The sequence below is a fragment of the Achromobacter dolens genome (genome assembly GCF_902859745.1).
Lineage (GTDB): Bacteria > Pseudomonadota > Gammaproteobacteria > Burkholderiales > Burkholderiaceae_B > Achromobacter > Achromobacter dolens.
On sequence record NZ_CADIJW010000054.1, the window covers coordinates 11,956 to 35,647 of the forward strand.

The 23,692-nt window shown below is 66.8% G+C and carries 19 protein-coding genes and 1 pseudogene; 10 read left to right on the forward strand and 10 right to left on the reverse strand.

Going from position 1 to position 23,692, the window contains the following annotated elements; all coding sequences use genetic code 11:
- Window positions 1-16: 16 nt before the first annotated feature.
- On the reverse strand, window positions 17-1,066 hold the full coding sequence (locus HV783_RS25125; protein WP_175190088.1) for an ABC transporter substrate-binding protein: 1,050 nt from the start codon (window positions 1,064-1,066) through the stop codon (window positions 17-19).
- 144 nt (window positions 1,067-1,210) lie between these two features.
- On the opposite strand from HV783_RS25125, the gene HV783_RS25130 reads away from it, so the two are divergent.
- Window positions 1,211-1,987: a LamB/YcsF family protein gene (locus HV783_RS25130; RefSeq protein WP_054503157.1), complete on the forward strand. Its 777-nt coding sequence runs from the start codon at window positions 1,211-1,213 to the stop codon at window positions 1,985-1,987.
- Here the strand turns inward: HV783_RS25130 and HV783_RS25135 are convergent.
- Entirely contained in the window at window positions 1,981-2,919 is a 939-nt protein-coding gene (locus HV783_RS25135; RefSeq protein ID WP_054503156.1) for a LysR family transcriptional regulator, read from the reverse strand. The genes HV783_RS25130 and HV783_RS25135 overlap by 7 nt on opposite strands.
- 297 nt (window positions 2,920-3,216) lie before the next feature.
- On the opposite strand from HV783_RS25135, the gene HV783_RS25140 reads away from it, so the two are divergent.
- The 4 genes from HV783_RS25140 to HV783_RS25155 all read left to right on the forward strand — a co-directional run bounded on the left by HV783_RS25140 (window position 3,217) and on the right by HV783_RS25155 (window position 7,869).
- Entirely contained in the window at window positions 3,217-4,206 is a 990-nt protein-coding gene (locus HV783_RS25140) for an N-carbamoyl-D-amino-acid hydrolase (protein ID WP_054503155.1), read from the forward strand.
- A 34-nt stretch (window positions 4,207-4,240) separates the two neighbouring features.
- On the forward strand, window positions 4,241-5,269 hold the full coding sequence (locus HV783_RS25145; RefSeq protein ID WP_082401952.1) for a threonine ammonia-lyase: 1,029 nt from the start codon (window positions 4,241-4,243) through the stop codon (window positions 5,267-5,269).
- A 138-nt stretch (window positions 5,270-5,407) separates the two neighbouring features.
- Window positions 5,408-6,394, forward strand: a complete 987-nt coding sequence (locus tag HV783_RS25150) for a Bug family tripartite tricarboxylate transporter substrate binding protein (protein WP_054503154.1) — start codon at window positions 5,408-5,410, stop codon at window positions 6,392-6,394.
- 5 nt (window positions 6,395-6,399) lie between these two features.
- Window positions 6,400-7,869, forward strand: a complete 1,470-nt coding sequence (locus HV783_RS25155; protein ID WP_175190089.1) for an N-acyl-D-amino-acid deacylase family protein — start codon at window positions 6,400-6,402, stop codon at window positions 7,867-7,869.
- A gap of 29 nt (window positions 7,870-7,898) precedes the next feature.
- Here HV783_RS25155 and HV783_RS25160 read toward each other — a convergent pair whose 3' ends face one another.
- From HV783_RS25160 to HV783_RS25170, 3 genes are all read right to left on the reverse strand, one after another.
- Window positions 7,899-8,516, reverse strand: coding sequence for a LysE family transporter (locus tag HV783_RS25160; RefSeq protein ID WP_054503152.1), 618 nt, complete (start codon window positions 8,514-8,516; stop codon window positions 7,899-7,901).
- A 145-nt stretch (window positions 8,517-8,661) separates the two neighbouring features.
- Window positions 8,662-10,482 (reverse strand): flagellin N-terminal helical domain-containing protein, encoded by a 1,821-nt coding sequence (locus HV783_RS25165; protein WP_116791995.1) that lies wholly within the window; start codon window positions 10,480-10,482, stop codon window positions 8,662-8,664.
- 416 nt (window positions 10,483-10,898) lie between these two features.
- Entirely contained in the window at window positions 10,899-11,606 is a 708-nt protein-coding gene (locus tag HV783_RS25170; protein WP_175190090.1) for a response regulator transcription factor, read from the reverse strand.
- 487 nt (window positions 11,607-12,093) lie between these two features.
- On the opposite strand from HV783_RS25170, the gene HV783_RS25175 reads away from it, so the two are divergent.
- The 3 genes from HV783_RS25175 (at window position 12,094) to HV783_RS25185 (ending at window position 16,443) form a co-directional block, all read left to right on the forward strand.
- Entirely contained in the window at window positions 12,094-13,140 is a 1,047-nt protein-coding gene (locus HV783_RS25175; RefSeq protein WP_144654640.1) for a hypothetical protein, read from the forward strand.
- A 141-nt stretch (window positions 13,141-13,281) separates the two neighbouring features.
- The gene (locus HV783_RS25180) at window positions 13,282-14,433 is read left to right on the forward strand and encodes an MFS transporter (protein WP_175190091.1); all 1,152 of its coding nucleotides are present in this window, start codon (window positions 13,282-13,284) and stop codon (window positions 14,431-14,433) included.
- Between the two features lie 390 nt (window positions 14,434-14,823).
- Window positions 14,824-16,443 (forward strand): methyl-accepting chemotaxis protein, encoded by a 1,620-nt coding sequence (locus HV783_RS25185; protein WP_175190092.1) that lies wholly within the window; start codon window positions 14,824-14,826, stop codon window positions 16,441-16,443.
- A 356-nt stretch (window positions 16,444-16,799) separates the two neighbouring features.
- Here the strand turns inward: HV783_RS25185 and HV783_RS25190 are convergent, their stop codons facing one another.
- The 5 genes from HV783_RS25190 to HV783_RS25210 form a co-directional block, all read right to left on the reverse strand.
- Window positions 16,800-17,381 (reverse strand): fimbrial protein, encoded by a 582-nt coding sequence (locus HV783_RS25190; protein WP_175190093.1) that lies wholly within the window; start codon window positions 17,379-17,381, stop codon window positions 16,800-16,802.
- Window positions 17,382-17,478: 97 nt separating this feature from the next.
- Window positions 17,479-18,225 carry a fimbria/pilus periplasmic chaperone gene (locus HV783_RS25195; protein ID WP_054503145.1) on the reverse strand — a complete coding sequence of 249 codons (747 nt, stop codon included), beginning with the start codon at window positions 18,223-18,225 and terminating at the stop codon, window positions 17,479-17,481.
- Window positions 18,226-18,271: 46 nt separating this feature from the next.
- A complete protein-coding gene (locus HV783_RS25200) occupies window positions 18,272-20,734 on the reverse strand; it encodes a fimbria/pilus outer membrane usher protein (protein WP_254604034.1) in 2,463 nt (820 codons plus the stop codon).
- Between the two features lie 187 nt (window positions 20,735-20,921).
- A complete protein-coding gene (locus HV783_RS25205) occupies window positions 20,922-21,500 on the reverse strand; it encodes a fimbrial protein (RefSeq protein ID WP_175190095.1) in 579 nt (192 codons plus the stop codon).
- A 408-nt stretch (window positions 21,501-21,908) separates the two neighbouring features.
- Window positions 21,909-22,706 (reverse strand): sulfite exporter TauE/SafE family protein, encoded by a 798-nt coding sequence (locus tag HV783_RS25210; protein WP_175190096.1) that lies wholly within the window; start codon window positions 22,704-22,706, stop codon window positions 21,909-21,911.
- A gap of 66 nt (window positions 22,707-22,772) precedes the next feature.
- Between HV783_RS25210 and HV783_RS25215 the strand changes: the two genes are divergently transcribed.
- Both HV783_RS25215 and HV783_RS25220 read left to right on the forward strand, forming a co-directional pair.
- Entirely contained in the window at window positions 22,773-23,438 is a 666-nt protein-coding gene (locus HV783_RS25215; protein ID WP_054503141.1) for a response regulator, read from the forward strand.
- A pseudogene (locus tag HV783_RS25220) lies at window positions 23,435-23,692 on the forward strand (ATP-binding protein); the annotation flags it as partial. The gene HV783_RS25215 and the pseudogene HV783_RS25220, both read left to right, overlap by 4 nt.

Consider the following 23,692-nt stretch of genomic DNA (forward strand, 5'->3'; position numbering starts at 1 on the left):
TAGGTAAGCAGGAAGATCAGCGGGCGCGGACCTGGTTGTAGCGCTCCGTGATGGCGGGGCCGTTCGCGTCCCAGAACTCCGAATTCAGGAAGGTGCTGTGCTTGAGGCGTTCGGACGTCGACGGCAGGCGCTCCAGGCGCTTGGCGTCGATCAGGGGCAGGGCCTTCTCGGTGGTCGGGCCGTAGGCGATGTATTTGCTGAATTCGGCCTGGTGTTCGGGCTGGATCATGTAGTTCAGCAGTTTGATTGCCGCATCGCGATTGGGCGAACCCTTGACGATGGCGAAGTAGCCGACCTGGGCGATGCTGTCGCCCCAGCCCATGGCGATGGGCAGGCCCGAGTCGATGCCGGCCTGGAAGCGGCCGTTCCAGCCCAGCGCCATCACCACTTCGCCGCTCGCCAGCGCGTTCACCGGTTCCGCGCCGTTCTTCCACCAGCGGGCGACATGGGGCTTGATCTCGTCGATCTTCTGGAAGGCGCGGTCCAGGCCCTCGGGCGTCGCCAGCACCTTGTACACGTCGGCAGGCGCGACGCCGTCGGCGATGAGCGCCGCCTCGATCACCGTCGCGGGGTCGTCCTGCAGGGTGCGCTTGCCCGGGAATTTCTTCACGTCCCAGAAGTCGGCGAACGTGCTGGGCTGCGGCTTCCCCGCCGGGAAGGCCTGGGTCGAGAAGCCGACGTTGGTGGCGAAGATCTCCGACGGCACCCCGTAGTCGTTGCGGGCGTTGGGGATCACGTGGTCCTGCTTGACCATGTCCGGCGTGATCTTCTCGAAGACGCCGAGCTTGATGCCGCGAGTCAGGCGGGCGCTGTTCTCGGTCACCACGTCCCACGTGATCGACTTGGTGTCGATCATGGCGCGGATCTTCGCGACCTGCGGATCCGTGTCCTCATGCACCGTGATGCCGGTCTCCTTGGAGAAGGGCTTGAGCCAGGCGTCGCGGATGGCGCCCTGGTAGTTGCCTCCCCAGCTCGCGAAATTGAGTTCGTTCGCCTGGGCCGCGCCCGTTGCCATCACCAGCGCGGCGGCAACGGCGCACGTGGCGTTCTTCCATGTGAAATTCATTGTTGGGACTCCATTCCATAAGAAAAGCGCGTTGGGTCGATCCGCCCGATCCCGGGCATTTCGCCTCGGCAATTCCTTGGCATGCAAATTGCATGCCAACGGTATGCCAAACATTCAAATCCGCTTTTTTCGGGAGTGCTTCAGATGCTCGACGTAGATCTCAATTCCGACCTGGGAGAGAGCTTCGGCCCCTACAGGATCGGCGCCGACGAGGCCATGCTGGACCTCATCACGTCGGCCAACGTGGCCTGCGGTTTTCACGGCGGCGATGCGTCGGTGATGCACCAAACCGCGGCATCCGCCCTGAAACGGGGCATCGACGTGGGCGCCCATCCGGGCTTCAACGACTTGTGGGGATTCGGCCGGCGCAAGATCATCGGCGACAGTCCGCAGACCCTCGGCGACATGCTCGCGTACCAGATCGCCGCGATGCAGGGCATGGCCCGCGTGGCCGGCCATCGGGTGACGCATGTGAAGGTGCACGGCGCCCTTGCCACGCAGGCTTTCGAGGATCGCGCGCTGTCCGAGGCGCTGGCCTGCGCCATGCGCGCGCTGGACCCGGATCTGGTGCTGGTCTGCACGCCCCATAACGAAACCGAGCGCGCCGCGCGCCGCGCGGGCATCCGCGTGGCCTGCGAGGTATTCGCCGATCGCCTTTATGGCGACAACGGCCTGACGCTGCCGCGCAGCGAGCCGGGCGCCGTGATCCACGACCCGGCCGCGGCGGCCGCGCAGGCGCTGCGCATGGTGCGCGAACAGGCAATCCGCACGGTGGGCGGAAAAGTCATCGCGATGCCGGTGCACACGATCTGCGTGCATGGAGACAACCCGCAGGGCGTGGAGATTGCGCGCGCCGTGCGTCTGGCGCTATTGGAAGAGGGCGTGCGGCTGCGGCCCATCTCGCAACTGGATTTTCAGTAGGCGGCGCCTTGCTGCGCCTGCCTGATCAGGGCCTTGATCACCGTGGCAAAGCGCTTGGTGGTGCTGGACAGCGGGCTGCTGGCCGGATGCAGCAGGTGGATGGCGTGGCCCAGCGCCGGTTCGGTGGGCAGCAGGATGAAATCCTTGCGGAAGTTCGGGTGATAGCCGAACGACTCGATCAGCGCCACCCCCACGCCCTGTCGCACCAGCGCCAGCGCTTCGGGCGTGGAGCGGATTTCGATCTGGGGCTGCACGGGCACGGGGCCGGAATGCAGAAAGCGGCTGGCCAGGCGCCCGAATGGCGTGTCCGCGCCATAGCCGATCAGCAGATGGCCTTGCAGGTCTTCGGCGCGCACGTGGCTGCGCTTGGTCAGCGGATGGCCGCGCGGCACGGCGCAGCCCAGCCAACCCTGGCCGATTTCCTCGCTGACGATATTGGCGTTGACCGGCGGCGGCATCGAGGCGATGCCGAAGTCGGCCTGTCCGAGGAGCAGGTGCGGCAGCAGCGCGTCGAAGGCCAGCGGCCGATAGCGGATCGGCGTATCGGGATGCCGTTCGCGGAATTTCTGGATCGCGTGGGGGATGAGCCACTCGCTGAAACTGGGGCTCGAGACCAGGCTTACCGCGCCCGCCGCGCCCGCGCCCAGGGCGCCCGCCAGCTCGTTGAAGCGGCTGACGCGGCCGAAGATCTCCTCGGCTTCGGCAAACAGGCGGCGGGCCTCTGGCGTGGGATGCAGCCTTCCCTTGACGCGCTCGAACAGCCGATAGCGCAGGCGGTTTTCGGCCGAGGCCAGCAGCCGGCTCACGGCGGGCTGCGTGACCGACAGCATGCGGCCCGCTTCACTGAGCGAGCCGGTCAGCATCACGGCATGGAAAACCTCGATCTGGCGGAGCGTCAGCGCGCCAGGCGTGGCGGGGAGCGGGCAGGACATAAGGCGGGCGTCGAGGACGGGAATGCGTTGCCCGCCATTTTATTCCCCGGGGAATCCGCGCGGCGCGCGCGCCGCCGATTTCCCATGATGTTTTGCGCGCAGTCCATAACTAAATGCACAGTCCTGTTGGCTTTTCCGATGGCCGGGTGCGTAGGAAAAGATATTTGTTTTCATGGGCTTGCGCGCGCCGTGGCGCGTCGTCGGCGGCGGCGCGGCCAAGCGTGGGCCGTCTTTTCGCGCGGCCGACGCCGCGTCATGCTGCCGGTGAATTCGCAACCTCTCTCTCAGGATTGATTCATGTCCCGCATCGTCACCGTCGCTGCCGCCCAATTGGGCCCGATCCAACGCGCCGAGGGGCGCGATGTGGCGATCGACCGCATGATCCGGCTGTTGGAGCGGGCGCGTCAGCGCGGCGCCCAGGTCGTCGTGTTCCCGGAACTGGCGTTGACCACCTTCTTCCCGCGCTGGTATTGCGAAGACCTGGACGAGGCGGATGGCTGGTTCGAAACCAGTCTGCCTTCGCCCGCCACGCAGCCGCTGTTCGATGCCATCAAGCGCTACGGGCTGATGGTCTACCTCGGCTACGCCGAACTGGCCTGGGAGCCCGATGAGCACGGCGTGGTGCGCAAGCGCCGCTTCAATACCTCGGTCGTCATCGCGCCCAATGGCGAGGTCGTCCTGAAGTACCGCAAGGTGCATCTTCCCGGCCATGCGGAATTCGCCGAGCATCGCCAGGTGCAGCATCTCGAAAAGCGCTATTTCGAAGTCGGCAACCTGGGCTTCCCGGTGGTGCGCGCGCCCGTCGCGCCCGGCGTGGACGCCAATCTGGGCATGCTGATCTGCAATGACCGCCGCTGGCCCGAGGCCTGGCGCGTGCTCGGGTTGCAGCAGGTCGAGCTGGTCATGCTGGGCTACAACACGCCCAGCCGCAACCAGGACAACCGCGGCTTCGAGGCGCACCATCTGCGGGTGCTGCATTCGCATCTCTCCATCCAGGCGGGCTGCTACCAGAACGCCACCTTCGCCGCGGCGGTCGCCAAGGCCGGCACGGAAGACGGCCACGAACTGCTGGGCCATTCCATCATCGTCAACCCGCAAGGCGAAATCATTGCCATGGCCGCCACCTGGGACGATGAGCTGATCGTCGCCGATTGCGACCTGGACTTGTGCGAGCTGGGGCGCAGCACCGTTTTCAACTTCGCCAAGCATCGCCGTCCCGAAGCCTACGGCCGCCTCATCGAACAGACCGGCAGCGTCGCGCCCGCCGTCTGGACTCCCTCGGCGTAACGCGCCTGACCCCTTCATCCCGCAGGACAGCCCCATGACCGCGATGCCTCTACCCACGACCATCGAGCACGAACTGCTCGGCACCCTGCGTGTGCCGCAATTGCGCGATGTGACCGCCGCCGCCGAGCGGCTGACGCCCTACGTGCGTCGCACCATGCTGCTGCGCTCGCCCGCCCTGGACGAACGGGCGCAGGCGCCCATCTGGCTGAAGCTGGAAAACCTCCAGGTGACGGGCTCGTTCAAGGCCCGTGGCGCATTCAATGCCCTGTTGAACATGGACCCGGCGCAGCGCGAGCGCGGCGTGGTCGCCTACTCGACCGGCAACCACGGCCAGGCCGTCGCCTGGGCCAGCCGTTGCCTGCGCGTGCCCGCCACCATCGTGATGCCGGTCGATGCGCCGGAGAACAAAGTGGAAAAGGCGCTGCGCCATGGCGCCAGGGTCGTGCGCTATGACCGCACGCGGGAAAGCCGCGAGGAAATCGGCCTGCGGCTGCTGGCCGAGACCGGCGCCACGCTGCTGCCGCCCGGCGATCATCCCGATGTACTGGCCGCCCAGGGCACGCTGGCCCTGGAAGCGTTGCAGGACCTGCCCGCCGCGGCCCGCGCCAACCTGGGCCTGTTCGCCACGCCGTGCGGCGGCGGCGGCATGGCCGCGGGCTGTTCGCTGGTGTTGCGCGAACTGGCGCCGCAGGCGCGGATCGTGGCCGTCGAGCCGCGCGAATTCGATGACACGGTGCGCTCGCTGGCCTCGGGCCGGCGCGAAACCAACCCGGCCGGCGCCAAGACCCTGTGCGATGCGCTGCAGGCTGCGACGCCCGCCGAACTGCCCTACGCGATCAACCGCCGCGCCTTGAGCGCCGCCGTGTCGGTGAGCGACGAGGAAGTCGTCGCCGCCATCCGGTTCGCGCTGGAGGAATTGCGGCTCGTGGTCGAGCCGGGCGGGGCGGTGGCGCTGGCCGCGCTGCTCGCGGGCAAGCTGTCGGCCGAAGGCCGTGATGCGGTCATCGTGCTGTCTGGCGGAAACATCGATCTGCCGCTATTGCGTCAGATCGCCCTGGACTGAGCGTTCGCGCCGCAGTCCGGAACGGCGGCGCCGCAAGGCCCCGCCGCGCAGTGCCGGCGTCCGTGAGGCGTCCAGCAAGACCCGCGAGGGCCGCAGAGTCCGAGCGGATACACCTATAACAGTCCAAGGAAGAAAACCATGTCCACGTATCAAAGCAGCGCCAAGCGCTGGCTCGCGGCCGCGAGCGCGGTGCTGGCCCTGACCGCGGCATCCGCCGCGCAGGCCGCCTATCCCGAGCATCCCGTCACGATCGTCGTGCCGTTCAACACCGGCACGACGCCCGACCTCGTGTCGCGCCTGCTGGCCGCCGAAATGGCCAAGCAGACCGGCGGCAATTTCGTGGTGCAGAACCGCACCGGCGCCTCCGGCATCATCGGCACGCAGGCCGTGGCCAATGCCGCGCCCGACGGCTACACCATCGGCTTTGCCAACGTGGCCACGCTGGCCATCAACCAGAGCCTCTACGCCAAGCTGTCCTATGACGCCGACAAGCAGCTCGCGCCCGTCGCCCTGACCGGCTCGGTGCAGAACCTGTTGGCCGTGCGCCCGGGCTTGAACGTCAAGAGCGTGGCCGACCTGATCGCCATGGCCAGGAAAGACCCGGGCAAGCTGGTCGTCGCGTCCGGCGGCAACGGCACCACCGGGCACCTGAGCGCGGCTATGTTCAGCGCGATGGCGGGCGTGGAATTCATGCACGTGCCGTACAAGGGCGGCGTCGAGGCGGACCTGGCCGTGTTGCGCGGCGAGGCCGATCTGGTGTTCGACAACATTTCGTCCATTGCCGGATTCGTGGAGCAGGGCAAAGTGGTGCCGCTGGCGGTGACCGACCTGCGGCGCGACCCGACCATGCCCGAGCTGGCGACGCTGGACGAGCAGGGCCTGAAAGGCTATCGCGCGGTGGCCTGGACCGGCTTTGTCGCGCCCGCGGGCACCGATCCCCAGGTGCTGGATTACCTGAACGATGCCTTCAACAAGGCGTTGCAATCGCCGCAGGTGCAGGAAAAGCTCAAGAGCATGGCCTACGTGCCGAACGTGGGACCGCGCCAGCAGCTCTTTGACCGCGCGCATGCCGAGCGTCCCGTCTGGGCGCAAGTGATCAAGCAAGCCAACGTCAGGATCGACTGAACCTCATGGACCTCGAACGCTACGACCTGCTGATCCGCGGCGGCACGGTGATCGATGGAACGGGCGCGGACCGCCTCCGCGCCGATGTGGGCGTGCGCGGCGGCCGCATTGCGGCCGTCGGCGACCTGGGCGACGCCATCGCCGGCCAGGTGCTGGAGGCTGGCGGCCGCGTCGTGGCGCCGGGCTTCATCGATACGCATACCCATGACGACCGCTACCTGTCGATCGATCCCGGCATGCCCGCCAAGCTGAGCCAGGGCGTCACCACCGTCATCACCGGCAATTGCGGCATCAGCCAGGCGCCGTGGCGTTCCGGCTGGCGCAGCGACGTGCCTGCGCCGGTCAACCTGTTGGGCAACGACGTTGGCGACTTTCCCTACGAGACGTTCGGCGCCTACCTGGACAACCTGGACAGGAATCCGCCCGCCGTCAACGCGGCATGCCTGGTGGGCCACACCTCGCTGCGCGCCGCCGCGATGGACGACCTGGACCGGCCCGCGACCGAGGCGGAAATCGAACATATGCAGGCGCTGCTGCGCGAAGCCATGCTGAGCGGCGCCATCGGCCTGTCCTCCGGCACCGCGTATCCCGCCGCCATGCCGGCGACGCTCGATGAACTGGTCGCGGTGGCCAGCGTGCTGCGCGAGCATGGCGGGCTGTACGCCAGCCACATCCGCGACGAAGGCGACCGCATCTTCGCCGCGCTGGACGAGGCCTTCGCCGTGGGGGCCGCGGGCGATGCGCCCGTGCTGATCTCGCACCACAAGCTGATCGGCCCGCGCAACCATGGCCGCTCGGTGCAGACGCTCGCGCATATCGACAAGGCTGGCCAGCGCCAGGAGGTGGCCCTGGACTGCTACCCCTATGTCGCCGGCTCGACCATCCTGCGCAAGGACCGCCTGGCGGTGTCCAGCCGCGTCATCGTGACCAAGTCGGTCCCGTATCCGCAATACGCTGGACGCGACCTGGACGACATCGCCCGCGACATGGGCCTGAGCCCCGAAGCCGCGGTCGATGCGTTGCAGCCGGCCGGCGCCATCTACTTCATCATGGACGAAGCCGACGTCGAGCGCATCCTGGCCTATCCGGGCACCATGATCGGATCCGATGGCATGCCGCACGACCCCGCGCCGCACCCGCGCCTGTGGGGCACGTTCCCGCGCGTGCTCGGCCACTATTGCCGCGACGTCGGGCTGTTCAGCCTGGAACAGGCGGTTCACAAGATGACGGGCAAGCCGGCGGCGTACTTCCGGCTGCCCGGCCGCGGGCGCATCGCGCCAGGCTACGCCGCTGACGTGGTCGTCTTCGATGCGGATCGGATCAAGGACGTGGCCACCTGGGCATCCCCGACGAGCCAGGCCGAGGGCATCGATTATGTCCTTGTCAACGGCGAGATTGCCTGGGCGTTCGGGGCAGGGTCGGGCAGGCGCAGCGGCCAGGTGCTCCGGCCTCGGGACGCCCGCGCGCGGGCGTGACACCCCTGTGCGCGCGCCGGCCGCCAGCCCTAACGGATCGCCGCCAGCTTCACCGCGAACCCCAGCAGGAACACGCCCGCCAGCCGCTCCAGCAGATTCGCCACGCGCGGGTTGGCGCGCATGCGCTCGGCCAGGTGGTGCGTCAGCAGCACCGCCGCCAGACCGTAGAGAAACGTCAGCGCCGCCACCGTGACCGCCATGAAGGCGAACGTCACCAGGCCCTGATGCCGGACCGGGTCGATGAACAGCGGGAAGAACGCCATGTAGAACATGATCGCCTTGGGGTTCAGCAAGGTGATCATCGCGGTCTGGCGCAGGTAGCGGCCGTTGTCCATGCGGCTCGGACGCGGCGCGGCGCCGGGCTTGCTGCGCATCATCTGCAGGCCCAGCCAGGCGAGATACGCGGCGCCGGCCCACTGCACGATATGGAACGCCGTGGGATAGGCGGCCAGCAGCGCCGAGACGCCGGCCACCGCCAGCCACATCAGCACCTGGTCTCCCAGGATCACGCCGCAGGTCGCCGCCAGGCCCGCCTTGATGCCGCCCTTGCCGGTGGCGGTCAACAGGGCGAAATTGCCCGGGCCGGGGATGATCAGCAGCATGATGAAGGCGAGCACGAATGCGCCATAGTCGGTGACACCGAGCATGGAAAGACTCCCGAAAAGAGAACGGGCATTGTAGATCCGCCCGGCGTGACGCGCGGCCGATCTCGCTGACGACAAAAAGGCCGGCCCCCGCCCGCCGCAACGCGCGACGGAGGGGGCCGGCCCGATGGGCTGGCTGACTACGCGATCAACGCAGCAGCGACAGCACCGTCTGCGGCACCTGGTTGGCCTGGGCCAGGACCGACGTGCCGGCCTGTTGCAGGATCTGGGCGCGCGACATGTTCGACACTTCCGTGGCGTAGTCGGCGTCCAGGATGCGCGAGCGCGCGCCGGACAGGTTGTTGATCACGTTGTTCAGGTTGTTGATCGTCGACTCCAGGCGGTTCTGCACCGCGCCCAGTTGGCCGGACACTTTGTTCAGAAGGTTGAAAGCGGAATCTAGCGTTTTCATCGGGTCGCCAGTCTTGTCGCCCTTGCTGGTGCTTTCGAGCGTCAGGCTGCCGGCTTTACTGCCGGCTCTGGCGACGTACAACTTCTTGCCGTAGTCGTTGACGGCGACGTCTTTGTTGTCGGTGACGTCTGTGCCGATAGCAGCGGCAACCTGATGATGGAACGTGCTGCCGCCCGCGATGGCAGTGATGTTGCCGGTATCCGGATTGAACTCGTAGCGTCGGACAGTTTTGGACACCGTCGTCAGTTGCTGCTTGTCATCCATATACAGCAAATGATCGGCATCGGTGTCGAGTTGGCCAGTTTGCGTTACCTGCAGGGTCAGGCTGAACGCGCCCGCTTCAATCTTGACTTCGGCAGGCGTAGCGGTAGGCTGGGCTTTGAGGTCCGCCGCCAGCTTCTCCTTGGTGATGGTCGCCTGGAACTTGATGTCTGCCGTCCCGGCGGCCTGGCTCTGGTACGTCGTGCCGTTCACGGTCAGTTTGACGCCTTCAGCAGTGGCGCCGGTACCCATGTAGGTCGTCACGTCGGCTAGCGTTGCCTGAGTAAAAGCAGCGGCACCCGGAGCGGCACCACCCGTCAGGCCGTCATTGACTGACAGATTGCCCGCGGGGTCCCAGTACAGCGCCTTACCGTTGACATCGGTGATGTTGCCGCTAGAGGTGATCAGGATGTCGGCCTGAGCGGTCTTGTTCATGTACGTAGCCGCGATCGGCTTGGCGCCGATCTGGCCCCTGATGGTTGCTTCGACGGCGGTATCCGTATCGGTATCGTCGTAGACGAAGTTGCCAGCGGCGGCGTCATACGTGTAGGTGGTGGTAGGTACTGTACCGCCGCCTGCAGGCGCTGCGCCTGTCGTTTTGATAATGGTACTGCCGTCCGTCATCTGGCTCATCAGGTCAGTGGTCGTGGCGGCGGTGTTCGTTTCCGTGACGTCGTACTGATTGTCCGTGCCCGCCACAAGCTGGATGTTCGGGCCAATCATGTCGCTGACTTGGGCCTTCCTGTTATCGACAATGCCAACGCCGTTGACGTTGAAGCCGTCCAGGCCCAGCGTCTTGACGCTGATTTCGTTCAAGTCCAGCGTGATGGTTTCGTTGTCGTTGGCGCCGACTTGCAGCGTCAGGGGCGTGGCCTTGTCCGACAGTACCTTCACGCCGTTGAAGTCGGTCTGCTCGGAGATGCGGTTGATGTCGGCGAGGCGCTCGTTGATTTCGTCCTGGATGGAGTCGAGCTGCTCTTGCGAGTAGCTGCCGTTGGCGGCTTGCACCGACAGTTCGCGCACCCGCTGCAGGTGGGCGGTGATTTCGGAGGCGGCGCCTTCCGTCGTCTGCGCCAGCGAGATGCCGTCGTTGGCGTTGCGGGCGGCTTGGGTCAGGCCCCGGACGTTGGACGTGAAGCGGTTGGCGATGGCCATGCCGGCGGCGTCGTCCTTGGCGCTGTTGATGCGCAGACCCGAGGACAGGCGCTCGATGGCGGTGCCCAGCGCGGACTGGGATTTGTTGAGATTGTTCTGGGCGACCAGCGACAGATAGTTGGTGTTGATGACTGCAGCCATGTGTTAGCTCCTTGGCAGAGTGAGGCTTGATCGAGGCGGGCAGCGGCGCTGCCCGATTGCCAACGTGATGAACCGAGAATCAGCGTTCGGGTTCGTCCGTTGCCAAAACTACGACCCTGCCAAATTGATCTTTAGACGATCGCGGCGCAAACGGCTGTCTTATGATTTTTGATGAGTTTTGCTGGAAATTTTCTGAAACACGAGCTTTTACTCGCATGAAAAAGAAGGCCCCACTCGCGGGTAAGCGGGTGGGGCCTTCGGCCTTGTCTCTCTTGGGGAAAGTTGCAAGACATGTGTAGTGTAGGCGTTTGGGCGCCGCCGAAAACTCATGAATACTCAACGGCGCAGTGGAGCGCGAGCGGGCAGGGGCGCCGGCGGCGGGCATCGTCGGGCGCGGCGGCGCCGCCGCGCGGCAATCAGTCGTGCGTCGCGATGCCGATCCTGCCCTCGCGCAGCACCAGCAAGGACCCTTCGGAATAGATGTTGCGGATCTGCAAGGGGGCATCGCGCAGGGTCGAGAGTTTCTTGCGGACCCGATAGAGCAGCGCGTCGATGCGGTGCTGATCGTAGATGACTGCCGGATAGCCGAGATTCTGCGACATCCGCTTGTGGCTGACGGGGTACTTCGGACTCTGGATCAGCGTCGCCATGACGATGGATTCCTTGGCCGTCAGGCTTAGCTGTTGGCCGTCCGACGATCGCAGTTGGCGCGATTGCACGTCCAGGGTCCAGTTGCAGTGCGAGATCGGGCCCGGCGTCGCGGTCACGAGCCGGCGTTCGAGCGCGCTGACGGTGACCGCCAGCAGCGCAAGCTGGATCGGCTTGATCAGGTAATGGTCGGCGCCGTCGCTCAGGCTCTGCAATTGAGCGGGCATGCGCACGTTGTCGGTTAGCACGATGATGCCCATGGCGGGAAACGTGCGGCGCAGCGGCGCGATGTGGCCGAGCATGTCGCCGTCGGGCAGCGACGCGGCGGTCACCAGGATGCCGGGTGGGGACTGCCGGATGTGCGCCAGCGCGTCCTGCAGGGTGCCGCAGACGTGCACGCCGCGGCCGAGGCCGGCGATATGGTTGGACACGCTTTCGGCCCATTCCGGCGGATCTTCAACGACAAGAACGCGCATACCTGCGATTGATTTCCCGGGCCACGGACTGCGTCGACGACTGGACGGCGGGCCTTCTTCCGCCAGCGCGGCATCGCGGAAGCGACGCCCATCCGATTCTAGATTTGTCCTTGCGGGAAAACGCGGTTTGGCGTCTTAATGCGGTCTGATATCAAGGTCGGCGTCGCGGCAAGATTGCGGGAGGAGACTCGGGCGGCGGGTGCGCGGCCTCGGTGCAAAGGCCCGCGTCTTCAGAAACAATCGCAACAATAGTTTTCTTGCGAGCGCGCCCTGCGCGAGCCTCCCGGCACCGTATCGCCGCGCGTCATCGCGCCGCGGCCCGTGCGCATGCGGGCGTGGCGTCCGCCCCATCGCGCCGGCCGCGCGAAATCCCACCGTGTTGCCCGCGTGGCCCAATGTTTCAGCGTGCCTCGCCGCGCTTGCGCTCCGGCCCAGAGGCAGTAGCATGCGCGCTCAGACCGATTCAGCCTCATTTAAGGACCGATCCATGACCTTGCCGCGCCCGCGCCTTGCCTTGTCCCTCCTGACGCTTACGCTGGCGCTGTCGGGGTGCGTGAACATGCCGTCCTCGAACGGATACGGCACCCGCGACGATCCGCGCTACGGGCAACTGCTGGACCTGATCAACGAGGCGCTGAAGGCAGACATGGCGGTGGTGCTGGTGGCCGACCTGATGCCGCACGCGACGCTGAAAGACGCCTTGACCATGACGCAGTGGACTCCGACCGTGATCTGGATGCACGAGAAGGCGCCGCAGGTGACCTTCAGCCGCAAGTTCCAGACCAATACGCTCAAGCGCGACCCGAAGGAAACCTACCTGTTCCAGGCGTTCGAGGTGCATATCCTGCCGCCCGGCAAGTACCTGCTGACCGGCGGCGACGACTACAAGCTGAATGCGCTGCTCGATCAGGTCGGGGCCAAGCGCGGGCCGGAGGGATCGGGCCGCGGCGCCAACGGCACCGCCTATCTTTCGCCGGAACTCTATCGCGAGTTCTACAGGCAGCAGGCGTGGCGCGACGCCACCACCCACAGCGAGACCAAGACGCGCCAGGTCTGCACGGCCGTGCACGTGGCCTCGGGCGCCTGCGTGAGCTGGGGCGAGCAGCAATACACCGAGACCTCGGCGGGGATGCCGGCGGGCTACTACGAGGAAACCGATTCGCGCGATATTCCCGCCATCAAGGTGCAGGCGCGCATCCCGCCCAAGCAGGCGCTGGCCAGCTTCACGCTGCAGGGCGGTCAACTGGTGCTGAGCCAGCGCATGCACCTGAAGACGCCCAGCTACAAGTTCCGCCAGTCGGCCTGCCGCGCGGTCGATCCCAAGATGATCGAGTGCCCGCTGGAGGACCTGACCGTCTACACCCGCCCGGCGCCGATGGAGTTCGCGCAGAAGTACCTGGCGCAGCGGACCCTGAGCGCCGAGCACCAGGCGCTGCTGGCCAAGCTGCAGCCCATGCAGATCACGCCGCTGGGCAAGCAGGGCATGGAAGATCCGATCTGGGGCGTGCCGCTGTCGATGGACAAGGGGCGCTAGGCCGGCGCGCGGCGGGAAAAAAAGAGAAGAGCGCGCAACGCGGCGTTGCGTTTGGCGGGGGTAAACTCCCCCACCGCCCCGTCGCATCGGAGCGCCTGACCGTCGCCATGCAACTGTCCCACCCGGATCGAGGAGTGGACGATGCAACGCCATTTCCTTGTCCTGTTGTTGCTGTCGCTGACCCAGATCGTCGGTTGGGGCGTGGTCGGCGTGCTGCCGGTCATCGCCGCGCCGGTCGCGTCCGACCTGGGCGCCACCTTGCCGTCGATATTCCTGGGCACGTCGGTCATGTATGTCGCGATGGGGCTGGCCGCGCCGCTGACCGCCCGCGCGTTCCGCCGGTTCGGCACGCGCCAGGCGATGGCGGCGGGCGCCGCGCTGATCGGACTGGGCCTGGCCCTGTTGGCGCTGTCTCCGGGCCTAATGGCCTTCTGGGCCGCCTGGGCGCTGATCGGCGTGGCGGGCGCCGCCTTCCTGACGACCGCCGCCTATGCCTACGTCGTGGAATATGCGCGGGAACAGGCGCGCGGCCTCATCGGCACGCTGATGCTGGTGACGGGCCTGGCGGGCAGCGTGTTCCTGCCGGTCACGGCGTTTCTCGATCACCTGATCGGCTGGCGCGATGCGCTGCTCGTGTACGCCGCCGTCATGGCGCTGGCCGTGGGCCCGCTGCTCTGGTTCGGCCTGCCCGCGACCGAAGCGACGGCGGCAGTGGCCGCGCGGCGCGGCGCCGGCTCCCATGGCAGGATCTTCGTGCTGCTGGTGACCGCGATAGCCTTGAACAGTTTCGTCACCTTCGGCATCCAGGCCGTGGGCGTGCCGCTGCTGCAGGCCATGTGCATGGATCTGGCGCGCGCCGTCGCGGTTGCGTCGCTGCTGGGCGTTTTCAAGGTCGGCGGGCGCTTGCTTGACCTGCTGGGCGGCGGGCGCTGGGACGGGCTGTCCACCGGCATTGCCGCGGGCGCCATGATTCCGCTGGGGCTGGCCGCCATCTGGATCGGCGGCGCGGGCCTGCTGCCGGTCGTCGGCTACCTGCTGCTGTTCGGGGTCGGCAGCGGCGCCTTCGCGGTGGCGCGGGCCACCATGCCGTTGGTGTTCTTCGACAAGGCCGGCTATGCGGCGGCGATGGCCGCCATCGCCTTGCCGATGAATCTGATCAACGCCCTGGCGCCGCCGGCGCTGGCGGTGTCGATGGAGCAGGCCGGCGCGCCGGTCACGTTCGCGCTGCTGGGCGGGCTGAGCGTGCTGGCGCTGGCGGCGCTGCTGGCGCTGAGCCGCTTGCGACCGCCGTAGCGGTCGAAGTCCGCCCAGGCCTCGGACCAGTTGAAGGCGACGCCGACGATGCCGACGCCGCCCAGGCGTTGGTCGACGGCCAGCAGCTTCGCCGCCGCGCGCATGAAGGTATCGCTGACGTTCGCATCGGGGGCTCGCGGATCGCTTGGACCTTGTCGCACAGGTTGCTGGCGTCCAGGGAAGGCTATGCAGCGCTACGTATCACTGGGATTTATAAGGGGCTTAAGCCGTTGCTTGAACCAGCGCGGTGAACAGCCGAGCAAAGTCGTCATTCCTAGGGTTATCCCTAATCTCTTCCTCGCCCTACCATGCCGGTCCGGTTCAACAAAGCCCCGGAACAACAACAGGCGATCATCGCGCCACCCGGCCGGGGCGACATAGGAAGCAAGCATGTTTGGCCTATTTTCTGGTCTGCGTATCCGCGCCCGCCTGTCCGGCGCGTTCTTGATGGTGGCGCTGCTGGGCGGCGCGGTCGGCGCCTTCGGCGTGTGGGGGCTGGCCCGTATCAACGACATGAACAGCCAGCTCTACGAGGTCGAATTGCGCGGCCTGTCCGACATGAAAAACGCCAACCTGCAGTTGGTGTATGCCGGCCGCGCCCGCAACAGCTATCTGGCGGCCTCCACCGAGGCCGAACGCGAGGCCAGCCGTAAACAGTTCGACAGCGCCGTGCGGCGGCTGGACGCGCTGCGCGATCGCGCCGCCAGCTACTACCTGGCGCCCGAGGACCGCCAGTTGCTGGCGCGCTTCAGGCAGGCGCAAGACGCCTGGAAGCGCGACGCCGAGGCTTTCTTCACCGCCGCCCGCGAGCTGCCGCTGCGGGCGAAGGATTCGCGCGCCGTCGAGATCGAAAAGCACGTGATTGCGTCATCGGAGCAACTGGACGGCGTCATGGACCGGCTGGCCGAGTCCAAGGAAGCCAGCACCGCGCGGTCGGTGCAGGCGGGCTCCGACCTCTACGAACGCACGCGCCTCATCATGATCGCGCTGTCGATCGCCGGCGTGGCGCTCGGCATGCTGCTGGGCGGGTTCATGACGCGCGGCATCGTGCAGCCGCTTGGGCAGGCGGTGCAAGCCGCGCGCCGCGTGGCCGCCGGCGATCTGACCGGCGACATCCGCATCGTCACGCGCGACGAGACGGGCGACCTGATGATCGCCCTGCAAGCCATGAACCACGGCCTGGCCGCTATCGTGCGCGATGTGCGCGATGGCTGCGAAGGCATCGCCTCGGCGGCCTCCGAGATCGCCCAGGGCAACGCCGACCTGTCGCAACGCACCGAGGAACAGGCCGCCTCTTTGGAGCAAACCGCCGCTTCGATGGAGCAACTGACCAGCACCGTGCAGTTGAACGCCAGCCACGCCGGCCAGGCCGAGCAACTCGTCACCCAGGCCTCGGCCGTGGCCGTGCGCGGCGGCAACGAAGTCGATGGCGTGGTGCGCACCATGGACGCCATCTCCGACAGCTCGCGGCGCATCGCCGATATCACGAACGTGATCGACAGCATCGCCTTCCAGACCAACATCCTGGCCCTGAATGCCGCGGTCGAGGCTGCGCGGGCGGGCGAACAGGGCCGGGGCTTTGCCGTGGTGGCGGGCGAGGTTCGCACCCTGGCGCAGCGCTCGGCCGTGGCCGCCAAGGAGATCAACGCCCTCATCAACGAGTCCGTCAGCCGCGTCGAAGACGGCGCGCGGCAGGCCGGCGCCGCCGGCCGCACCATGCGTGAAGTGGTGGCCAGCGTGGGTCAGGCCGTGACGCTGGTGCGCGAAATCGCTGGCGCCTCGGCCGAACAGTCCACCGGCATCGGCCAGGTCAACCAGGCCGTGGCGCAGATGGATGGCGTCACCCAGCAGAACGCCGCGCTGGTGGAAGAGGCCGCCGCCGCGGCCGCCAGCATGCGCGAACAGGCCGGACGGCTGACGCAACTGGTCCGGCGCTTCCAGGTCGATGCGGTCACCGGCGCACGCGTGCTGGCGGCGCGACCCCTGCCCGCGCTGTCCGCGTCCGAATGAGAGAGGATCGTCTCATTATTGCGAACAACAAAATATGCTGTTACGTTCGCGAAAAATTTGGCAGAATTGATTCGGGTAAACCGTTACGTGAATCCATGCGCAGATCCGAAATCGTTTCGAGCGGACGCATACGCGCCGCACGTGCACATTGGCGCCCCTTCGTCCTCGGGATGCTGATCGTGTTCACCGTGACGGCAGTCTGTGGCCTGTACCTCCATGGCTCGCATCAAGGCGAACATGCCGCGATCGCCATAGGCTGGACCCTGGTCGGGATGCTGGCCCTGGCCTACTGGGTCTGCCGACGGTAGCGGCGAGGGCTGGCGCGCGGCGGCCGCCGGCCCTCGCGAGTGCGTCGCTTAGAAGTAGGCCAACGCGTAGGTGGCGTTCGCCTGGACCGAGCCGGTGCCTGACGTGACCGCTCCGGGGCCGCCCACAACGGACATGCGGGCCCAGTAGCGCAGCTCGTTGCTGCCGTTGATCAGTTGCTTCGCGTTCGCGGCGCTGGGGGTGGCGGCAAGATTGACGGGCGTGGTGCCATCGCTCTCGAGCAACTGCACGGCGACGGCGGTGGCGGTTCCGGTATTGGAGATCTTGCCCAGCGAGGTGTTCGTGAAGGTGCCGAGGAACTGGACCGCCACCTTGGACAACTTGCCGTTCGGGTTGGGGGTGGTCCCCGTATCCTCGTCGAACGAGCAGCCCGTCAGGTGGATGACGACGGGCACCGAGTCGGAGAATTTCCCGGGGCCATTCAGCATGCGCTGGGAGACCTGGCCCAGGTCGATCGTCATGTTGCTGTCGGCGGCGGAGATGGAGCAAGGCCCTTCGATGACCGTCGCCGAAAAGGTGATGGTGCCGGAGCCGCTGGTGCCCGCCGCAAATCCCGGCGCTGAATTGAACGCGACAGCGGCGGCGAGGGCGAGAGTGGATTTCTTGATCATGGGTGACTCCTGTGTTTCCTCTGTGGAAAGTGCATGAATGGTTGCGGACCGTATCTGGCGGTCCGGAACGGTGAAAAAGCGTGCGCGGGTCGCGTCCCTATTCCTTGACCCGTTCCTTGAATACGCAAACCCCCGCCGCACAGTGGTAGCGGCTGACGCGCATGCCGCCGTAGTCGTCGACATTGCCCATCATCAACTGCTTGGCGTCCGCGGGTAACTGGGCCTTGACCGCTTGCTCGGACAGCGGCGCGAGCATGATCGGCGTGTCGAAGCCGGGCAGCAGTTGCTTGCTGTCCGTGCCCAGCCACATCACCGTGAGGTAATAGGGCGACGTGTTCTTGAGCGTCAGGGTGCGGCCATCGGTGCGCGCCTGCAGGGCCTGTTCCGGCGCCGCCTCGCCGCGCTCGCCCAGCTTGGGCGGCCGTATGAACAGCTTGAGCTGGCTCTGCGTGGTCAGTTGCAGGAGGCTGGCGTCCTTGTCCTTCGGCGCCGGCGGGATTTCGCGCACGTTGAAATAGAACAGGGTCTCGCGGTCCTGCGGCAGGCGGGCCTTGGCCGCGGCGCTCATCTGCATGATCCGCACCTGCGCCTTCTTGCCCGCGTCAATGCGTTGCAGCGGGGGCAGCGCCAGCAGGTCGTTGGTCATCTTGCCGTCCTGGTCCTCGACCCAGGCCTGTGCCAGGTAGGGGGTATCGGTGCTTTCGTTGGTCAGCACCACCGAGACCGACTTCTGTTCGGTGCCCAGGATGATGCGGGTGCGATCCACATTGACCGCGCCCTGGCAGAGGGCGGGCAAGGCGAGCCAGGCGCAGAGCAGCGGTCCGGTGATATGTCTGAGTTTCATGTTTTCGCTTTCAAAATGAACGTCATGGGATGCGGGATATCAGGCCTCATTGGCAGGGCAGCGGCTGCGGGCCCTGGGCCAGCGCCGCGGGCGCGGGCAGGGTCAGGTGGCATTCCTTTTCGCCAGCCCAGGTCACGGTGAGCGCGTCGCGGTCTTCCGCGGTCACGCCGCTCAGATAGACCAGCCCCTCGTCGCCCACCATGCCGGCCGTCATGCCGGAACGGGAGGACAGCACCAGGGCGCCCAGCGGCGGGGCGTTGCCGTCGCTCAACCGGACATGGCCCAGCACCTGCTCGCCCTGGCTGGCGCGGATGCGGGAGTAGCCGATGGCGCCCTCGGTCAACACCTGGCTGATGATCGAGTCGGCCACGTCGACGTCGTCGGGCAGGGCGTTCACGTCCACCGCGACGTTGCTTTCGCGGTAGCTCGACACGTTGTTGACCACGGCGATGCCAAAGCGATTGGTAACGCCGTTGCCGTAGTCCACCGGCACGCCAGTGATCCCGTCGGTGTCGACCACCAGGCGCGGTTCGTTGCCGGCGGCCGGCTGGCCGAATGCCGCGCCCGCGGCCGTGGCCGTCATCGAGCCATACCAGCTCAGGCCGACGTTGCGGTATTGGCCGGGCTGCACGGTGAAGTCGGCGCTGGCTCGGCCATAGGGCGTGCGGCTCTGGATGCTGCCGCTCATGCTCTGGCGCCGCGAGTCGTAGTAGCGTTCGTCGCTCGCGTTCAGGTTCCAGGTGGTGTTCGGATGGCTGAAGTCGGTGTAGCCGACCGTGTGCTGTATCAGGCTGTCGCCGCTGCGCTGGTAGCCATAGCTGAACTGGCGGTTGTCGCCTATCGGGATGCTGATCGTGGCGTAGATCTGGTTCTCGGCCTGGCCATAGAAGCTCTGGGTACGGGCCAGCGACAGTGACATGTTGATGTTGCGCAGCGGCCCGATGTTGGCGTTCTTGCTGAGCGTGATCATGTAGTGGTTGTTGGTCGCCGAGTCGTTCCAGTAGTTCAGCCGGCTCAGCGACAGCGACACGCTCATGTCCAGCGGCTGGATGTGCTGGCTGTATGCCACCGTGTAGCTCTGCTTCTCGTCGCGGAAGAATTCGTCGCGCAGCACCGAGCGCATGACGTATTCGGGCAGCGACAGGAAGTGCCGGCCGGAGAATCGGTAGCCCATGAAGGCGATGGTGCTGCCCAGGCCATCGAAGGTCTTGGCGTAGTTGACCCGGTAGCTGTAGCCGGTGCGGCGCGGGGCATGGGCGAACGGCAGCCGGGCGTCCGAGCGCGTCACGTCCGCCGACAGGGCGCCCAGCCGGCCCAAGTTCTGGCCGGCGCCCAGCGCCAGCGCCCGGTATCCGTCCTGGGTGGCAACGAAGCCGCCATACAGCGAGGTATCGTTGAACGCGCCCCAGGTGGCTTCGGCCGTCATGAAGCCGGGCCTGACCACGTGGTTGTTGGCGCGGCCGCCGAACAGCGGCCGTCCGGCCGAAACCTGGTAGCGCAGGTTGCCCTTGCGCGTCATGAACGGCACGCTCGCCGTCGTGATCTGCCACGTACGGGTGCTGCCGTCGCTCTCCGTCAAGGTGACGTCCAGATTGCCGCTGATGTTCTGGTTCAGCGCCGGCAGGACGAAGGGGCCGGGCGACACTCGGGTCTGGTAGAGCAGGCGGCCGCTCTGGCTGACGGTCACTTGCGCGTTGCTGTTGGCAATGCCGGTCACCTGCGGCGCATAGCCCTGCAGCGATGGCGGCAGCATGCGCTCGTCGCTGGCCAGGGTGACGCCGGCGAAGCGGATCGGATCGAACAGGGAGGACGACAGGTAGGTCTGGCCCAGCGTCAGCTTCGATTCCCATTGCGGCAGCGGCCGGAACAGGTAGGTCTGCGGCAGGATGGCGTTGGTTTGCGACTTGCCGTGACTGTCGTGGCGGCTGTACTGGTAGTCGCTGCGCAGGCGCCAAGCGCCCAGGTTCAGGCCGGCGGTGCCGTACAGGGTGTAGCTGGACGAGTTGCTGCCCTGCTGCGCCATATAGCGGTTGGCCAGCAGGTTGTAGTCGAGGATCACGCCGTTCACGCCCGTGCTCCAGCGCGCCGGCGGCACCCAGTCCGGGTCCTGGTAGCGCAACCAGGCCTGCGGCACCGTCACGGTCAGCGACTGGCTGTCCGGGCTGTAGGCGACCTTGCTGTCAGGGGTGTCGAGGTCGACGCAGGGGCCGGCGTCGCTGTTGACATTGGCGAGCCGCGCCGCGGCGTCGTCCTTGAGGGCCAGCATCTCGAGCATTGCCGGAGTGACACAGAACACCGTGCCGTCGTCTATCACCGGCACCGCCTTGACCTGGTACTGGGCCTGGAGCAGGCGCTGGTTCAGGTAGAAGTCGACCAGGTAGGTGCCTGGCGCCACGTAGCCGTCGCGGCTGAAAGTGGACAGGTCGACGTTGCGCTTGTCCTTGGTGTTCAGAAAGCCACTGCTGAACTCCGTGGCGTGCGCCGACAGCACATAGGTACTGATTGCCATGATGGATGCCAAGCGGGCCAGGGTCATGATGTTTTTTGCCATATTCCGGCGTGAGAGACTGCCGGAAAACCTCGGCGTCGATGTGGCGCCGCATCGCGGCCACCTCGGTACGGAAAGCGCGCGTCGGAAATCCCCCGCCGCCATGGCGGCGGGGTTCCGTACGCACGGAATGGCGGCGTTTGGCCGCTTAGAAATACGTCAGCGTGTAGGTGACCGAGCTGCTCACCGTACCGGCCGTGACGCCGGTGGCGGCGGTCGATGCCAGCCGGGCGAAGAAGTTCAGCACGTTGGTGTTGCCCGCCGTGAGTTGTTGGGCCGTGGCCGACGTAGGGGCGGTGTTGAAGTTGACCGCGGTGGCGTTGTCCTTGCCCAGGATCTGGACCGCGACGTTGGCGGCGTTGCCCGTGTTCGTGAGCATGCCCTTGGTCGCGTCGGACGCGGTGCCGGCGAAAGACACGCCGACCTTGGAAAGCTTGCCGTTCGCGTTGGCGCCTGCGCCGGTATCCGCTTCGAACGAGCAACCCGTCAGGTGGATGGTGATCGGCACCGAAGCGGAGAACTTGCCGGCTCCGACCAGGTCCTTGCGGGAGATCTGGCCCAGGTCGATGTTCAGGGCGGAGTCGGCGGCCGAGATGCTGCACGGCGCTTCGATGATCGAGCCGGTGAAAGTGATGGTGCCTTGACCGAATTCACCGGCGGCGAATGCCGCGACCGGACCCAGCAGGGCGGCGGTGGTTGCAGTGGCGAGGAGCGTCTTCTTAAGCATGGATAGTCCTTATTGATATCCGAGGGAGCTAGCCTGCGCGGTTGGCCGCGCAGAGGTTGAAAAAACGGATAGGCCGGGCTCGGAAATGATGGGTCGGCGTGGCGCCGTTTTTTCATCAGCCCGAATGAGAAGCTATTGCGTTCGCATGAGATGTCGAGGCGTTAGTTCAAGAGGCCTGGCCGCGCTGAGGCGCCAGGCGTGCGGAGGAATATGTGATGTTCCCGTCATGGACGGAATCTTGCATAGCGCGGATTATCTGAGCATTAACTCGCGTCAGATATCGAGAGGGGGCGTCGGAGCGCCCCGATGGGCGTCCGTCAGGACGCCCTCGGAGGACGCCCATGAGGGGCGTCCGGCAGGATCGGCGGGAAGGAAAGGCGGGAAGGAAAGGCCGAAAGGAGGAGCGGCTCAGGCGCGCCAGGCGAGCACGGCGGCGACCGCCACGCAGACCGCCGCGAATACCCGTTGCAGCACCGCTTGCGGCACGCGCGGCGCCAGCGCGCGGCCGGCCGTCATGCCGGCGATGGCCGCGGCCACGAAGGCCCATTGCGCGGTCGACAGCGTCAGTCCGTGCAGCAGGGCGGAACTGACCGTGGCGGCCGATACCAGCGCGATCACCATGAGCGAGGTCGAGACGATGCTGATCATGCGCGCGTCGCTGAAGTGTGTCATCGCCGGAACGATGATGAAGCCGCCGCCGACCCCGAGCATACCGGTGCACAGGCCGGATACGGCGCCGATGCCGCCCAGCGTGACGGCGGTCAGGCGGTTCCAGACGAAGCGGCCGGTTTCGGGCGAGAGCCGGCAGGCCTTGCGCGGGGCGTCGGCCGCGCCCGGGGCCGGCGCGCGGCCGCGCGATTGCTGCACCATGCGGGCGGCCACCAGCAGCATCACCGCTGCAAAAGTCAGACTAAGCCAATGCGCCGGCAAGCGCCGCGCCAGCGACAATCCCAGCGGTGCGGTCAGTGCGCCCACCGCGGCCATCAACATGGCGGCCTTGTAGCGCACCAGCCCGCGCATCAGGCCCTGCAGGGCGCCGACCGCCGACGCGATGCCCACGGCGATCAGCGCCACCGGCGCCGCCTGCGTCAGCGTCAGGCCCAGGCCGAACATCAGTGCGGGCACGGCCAGAATGCCGCCGCCGGCGCCGGTCAGGCCGAGGGAGACGCCGATGCACAGCCCGAGCAGGGTCGCGGTCACCATCATTAATTACTTTTAGAAATTAACTTATTACTTCAAATAAGTATAACGTGCCGGGATGGGGTTTCTGCCATGCGGATTTTGTTGGTCGAGGATGACGCCTCCATCGCGCTGGCCATCCAGGCGGGCCTGGGGTTGCAAGGGTTCGTGGTGGACGTGGTCGGCAACCTGCGGCAGGCCGACCTGGCGGTGCAGACGTCGCATTTCGGCGCCTGCGTGCTGGATCTCGGGCTGCCCGATGGCGACGGCATGGGGCTGCTGGCGCGATGGCGCGCGCGCCGCCTGAACCTGCCGGTGCTGGTGCTGACGGCCCGCTCGGCGGTGCCGCAGCGGGTCGACGCGCTGCGCGCCGGCGCCGACGACTACGTCCTCAAGCCGTTCGACCTCGACGAACTGGGCGCGCGCCTGCAGGCGCTGATGCGGCGGACCGCCGGGCACACCACCGATCGCATCGAGCACGGCCGCCTGACGCTGTTCGTGTCGCGCGGCGAAGTGCTGCTGGACGGCAAGCGCATCGCGTTGCAGCGGCGCGAGCTGACGCTGCTCAGTACGCTGTTGCAGCATCCCGGGCAGATCCTCACCATGGATCAGTTGCGCGACAGCCTGTACGGCTTCGATGACCGGGTCGAGAGCAACGCCGTCAACGTCCACATCCACAAGCTGCGCCGCAAGCTCGGCGCCGACCTGATCGAGACCGTGCGCGGCTGGGGCTACCGGCTGGGGATGCCGGCGCCGTGAGTCTGCGCACGCGCCTGTCGATGTTGCTCGGCGTCGTCTGGCTGGTGGTCGGCGGCGCCGTCACGCTGTGGATGTTCGAGCACGCCAGCGCCCAACTGGACGCGGCGCTGGACTCCCGGCTGGCGGCGTCGGCGGCGATGGTGACGCGGCTGGTGACGCAATGGCCGCGCGACGCGGCGGTCGGCCTGCCGGACATGGCCGCCGCCAGCGGCGCGCCGGCGCGCGGCGGCATCGCGTGCGAGGTCGGCGCCTTC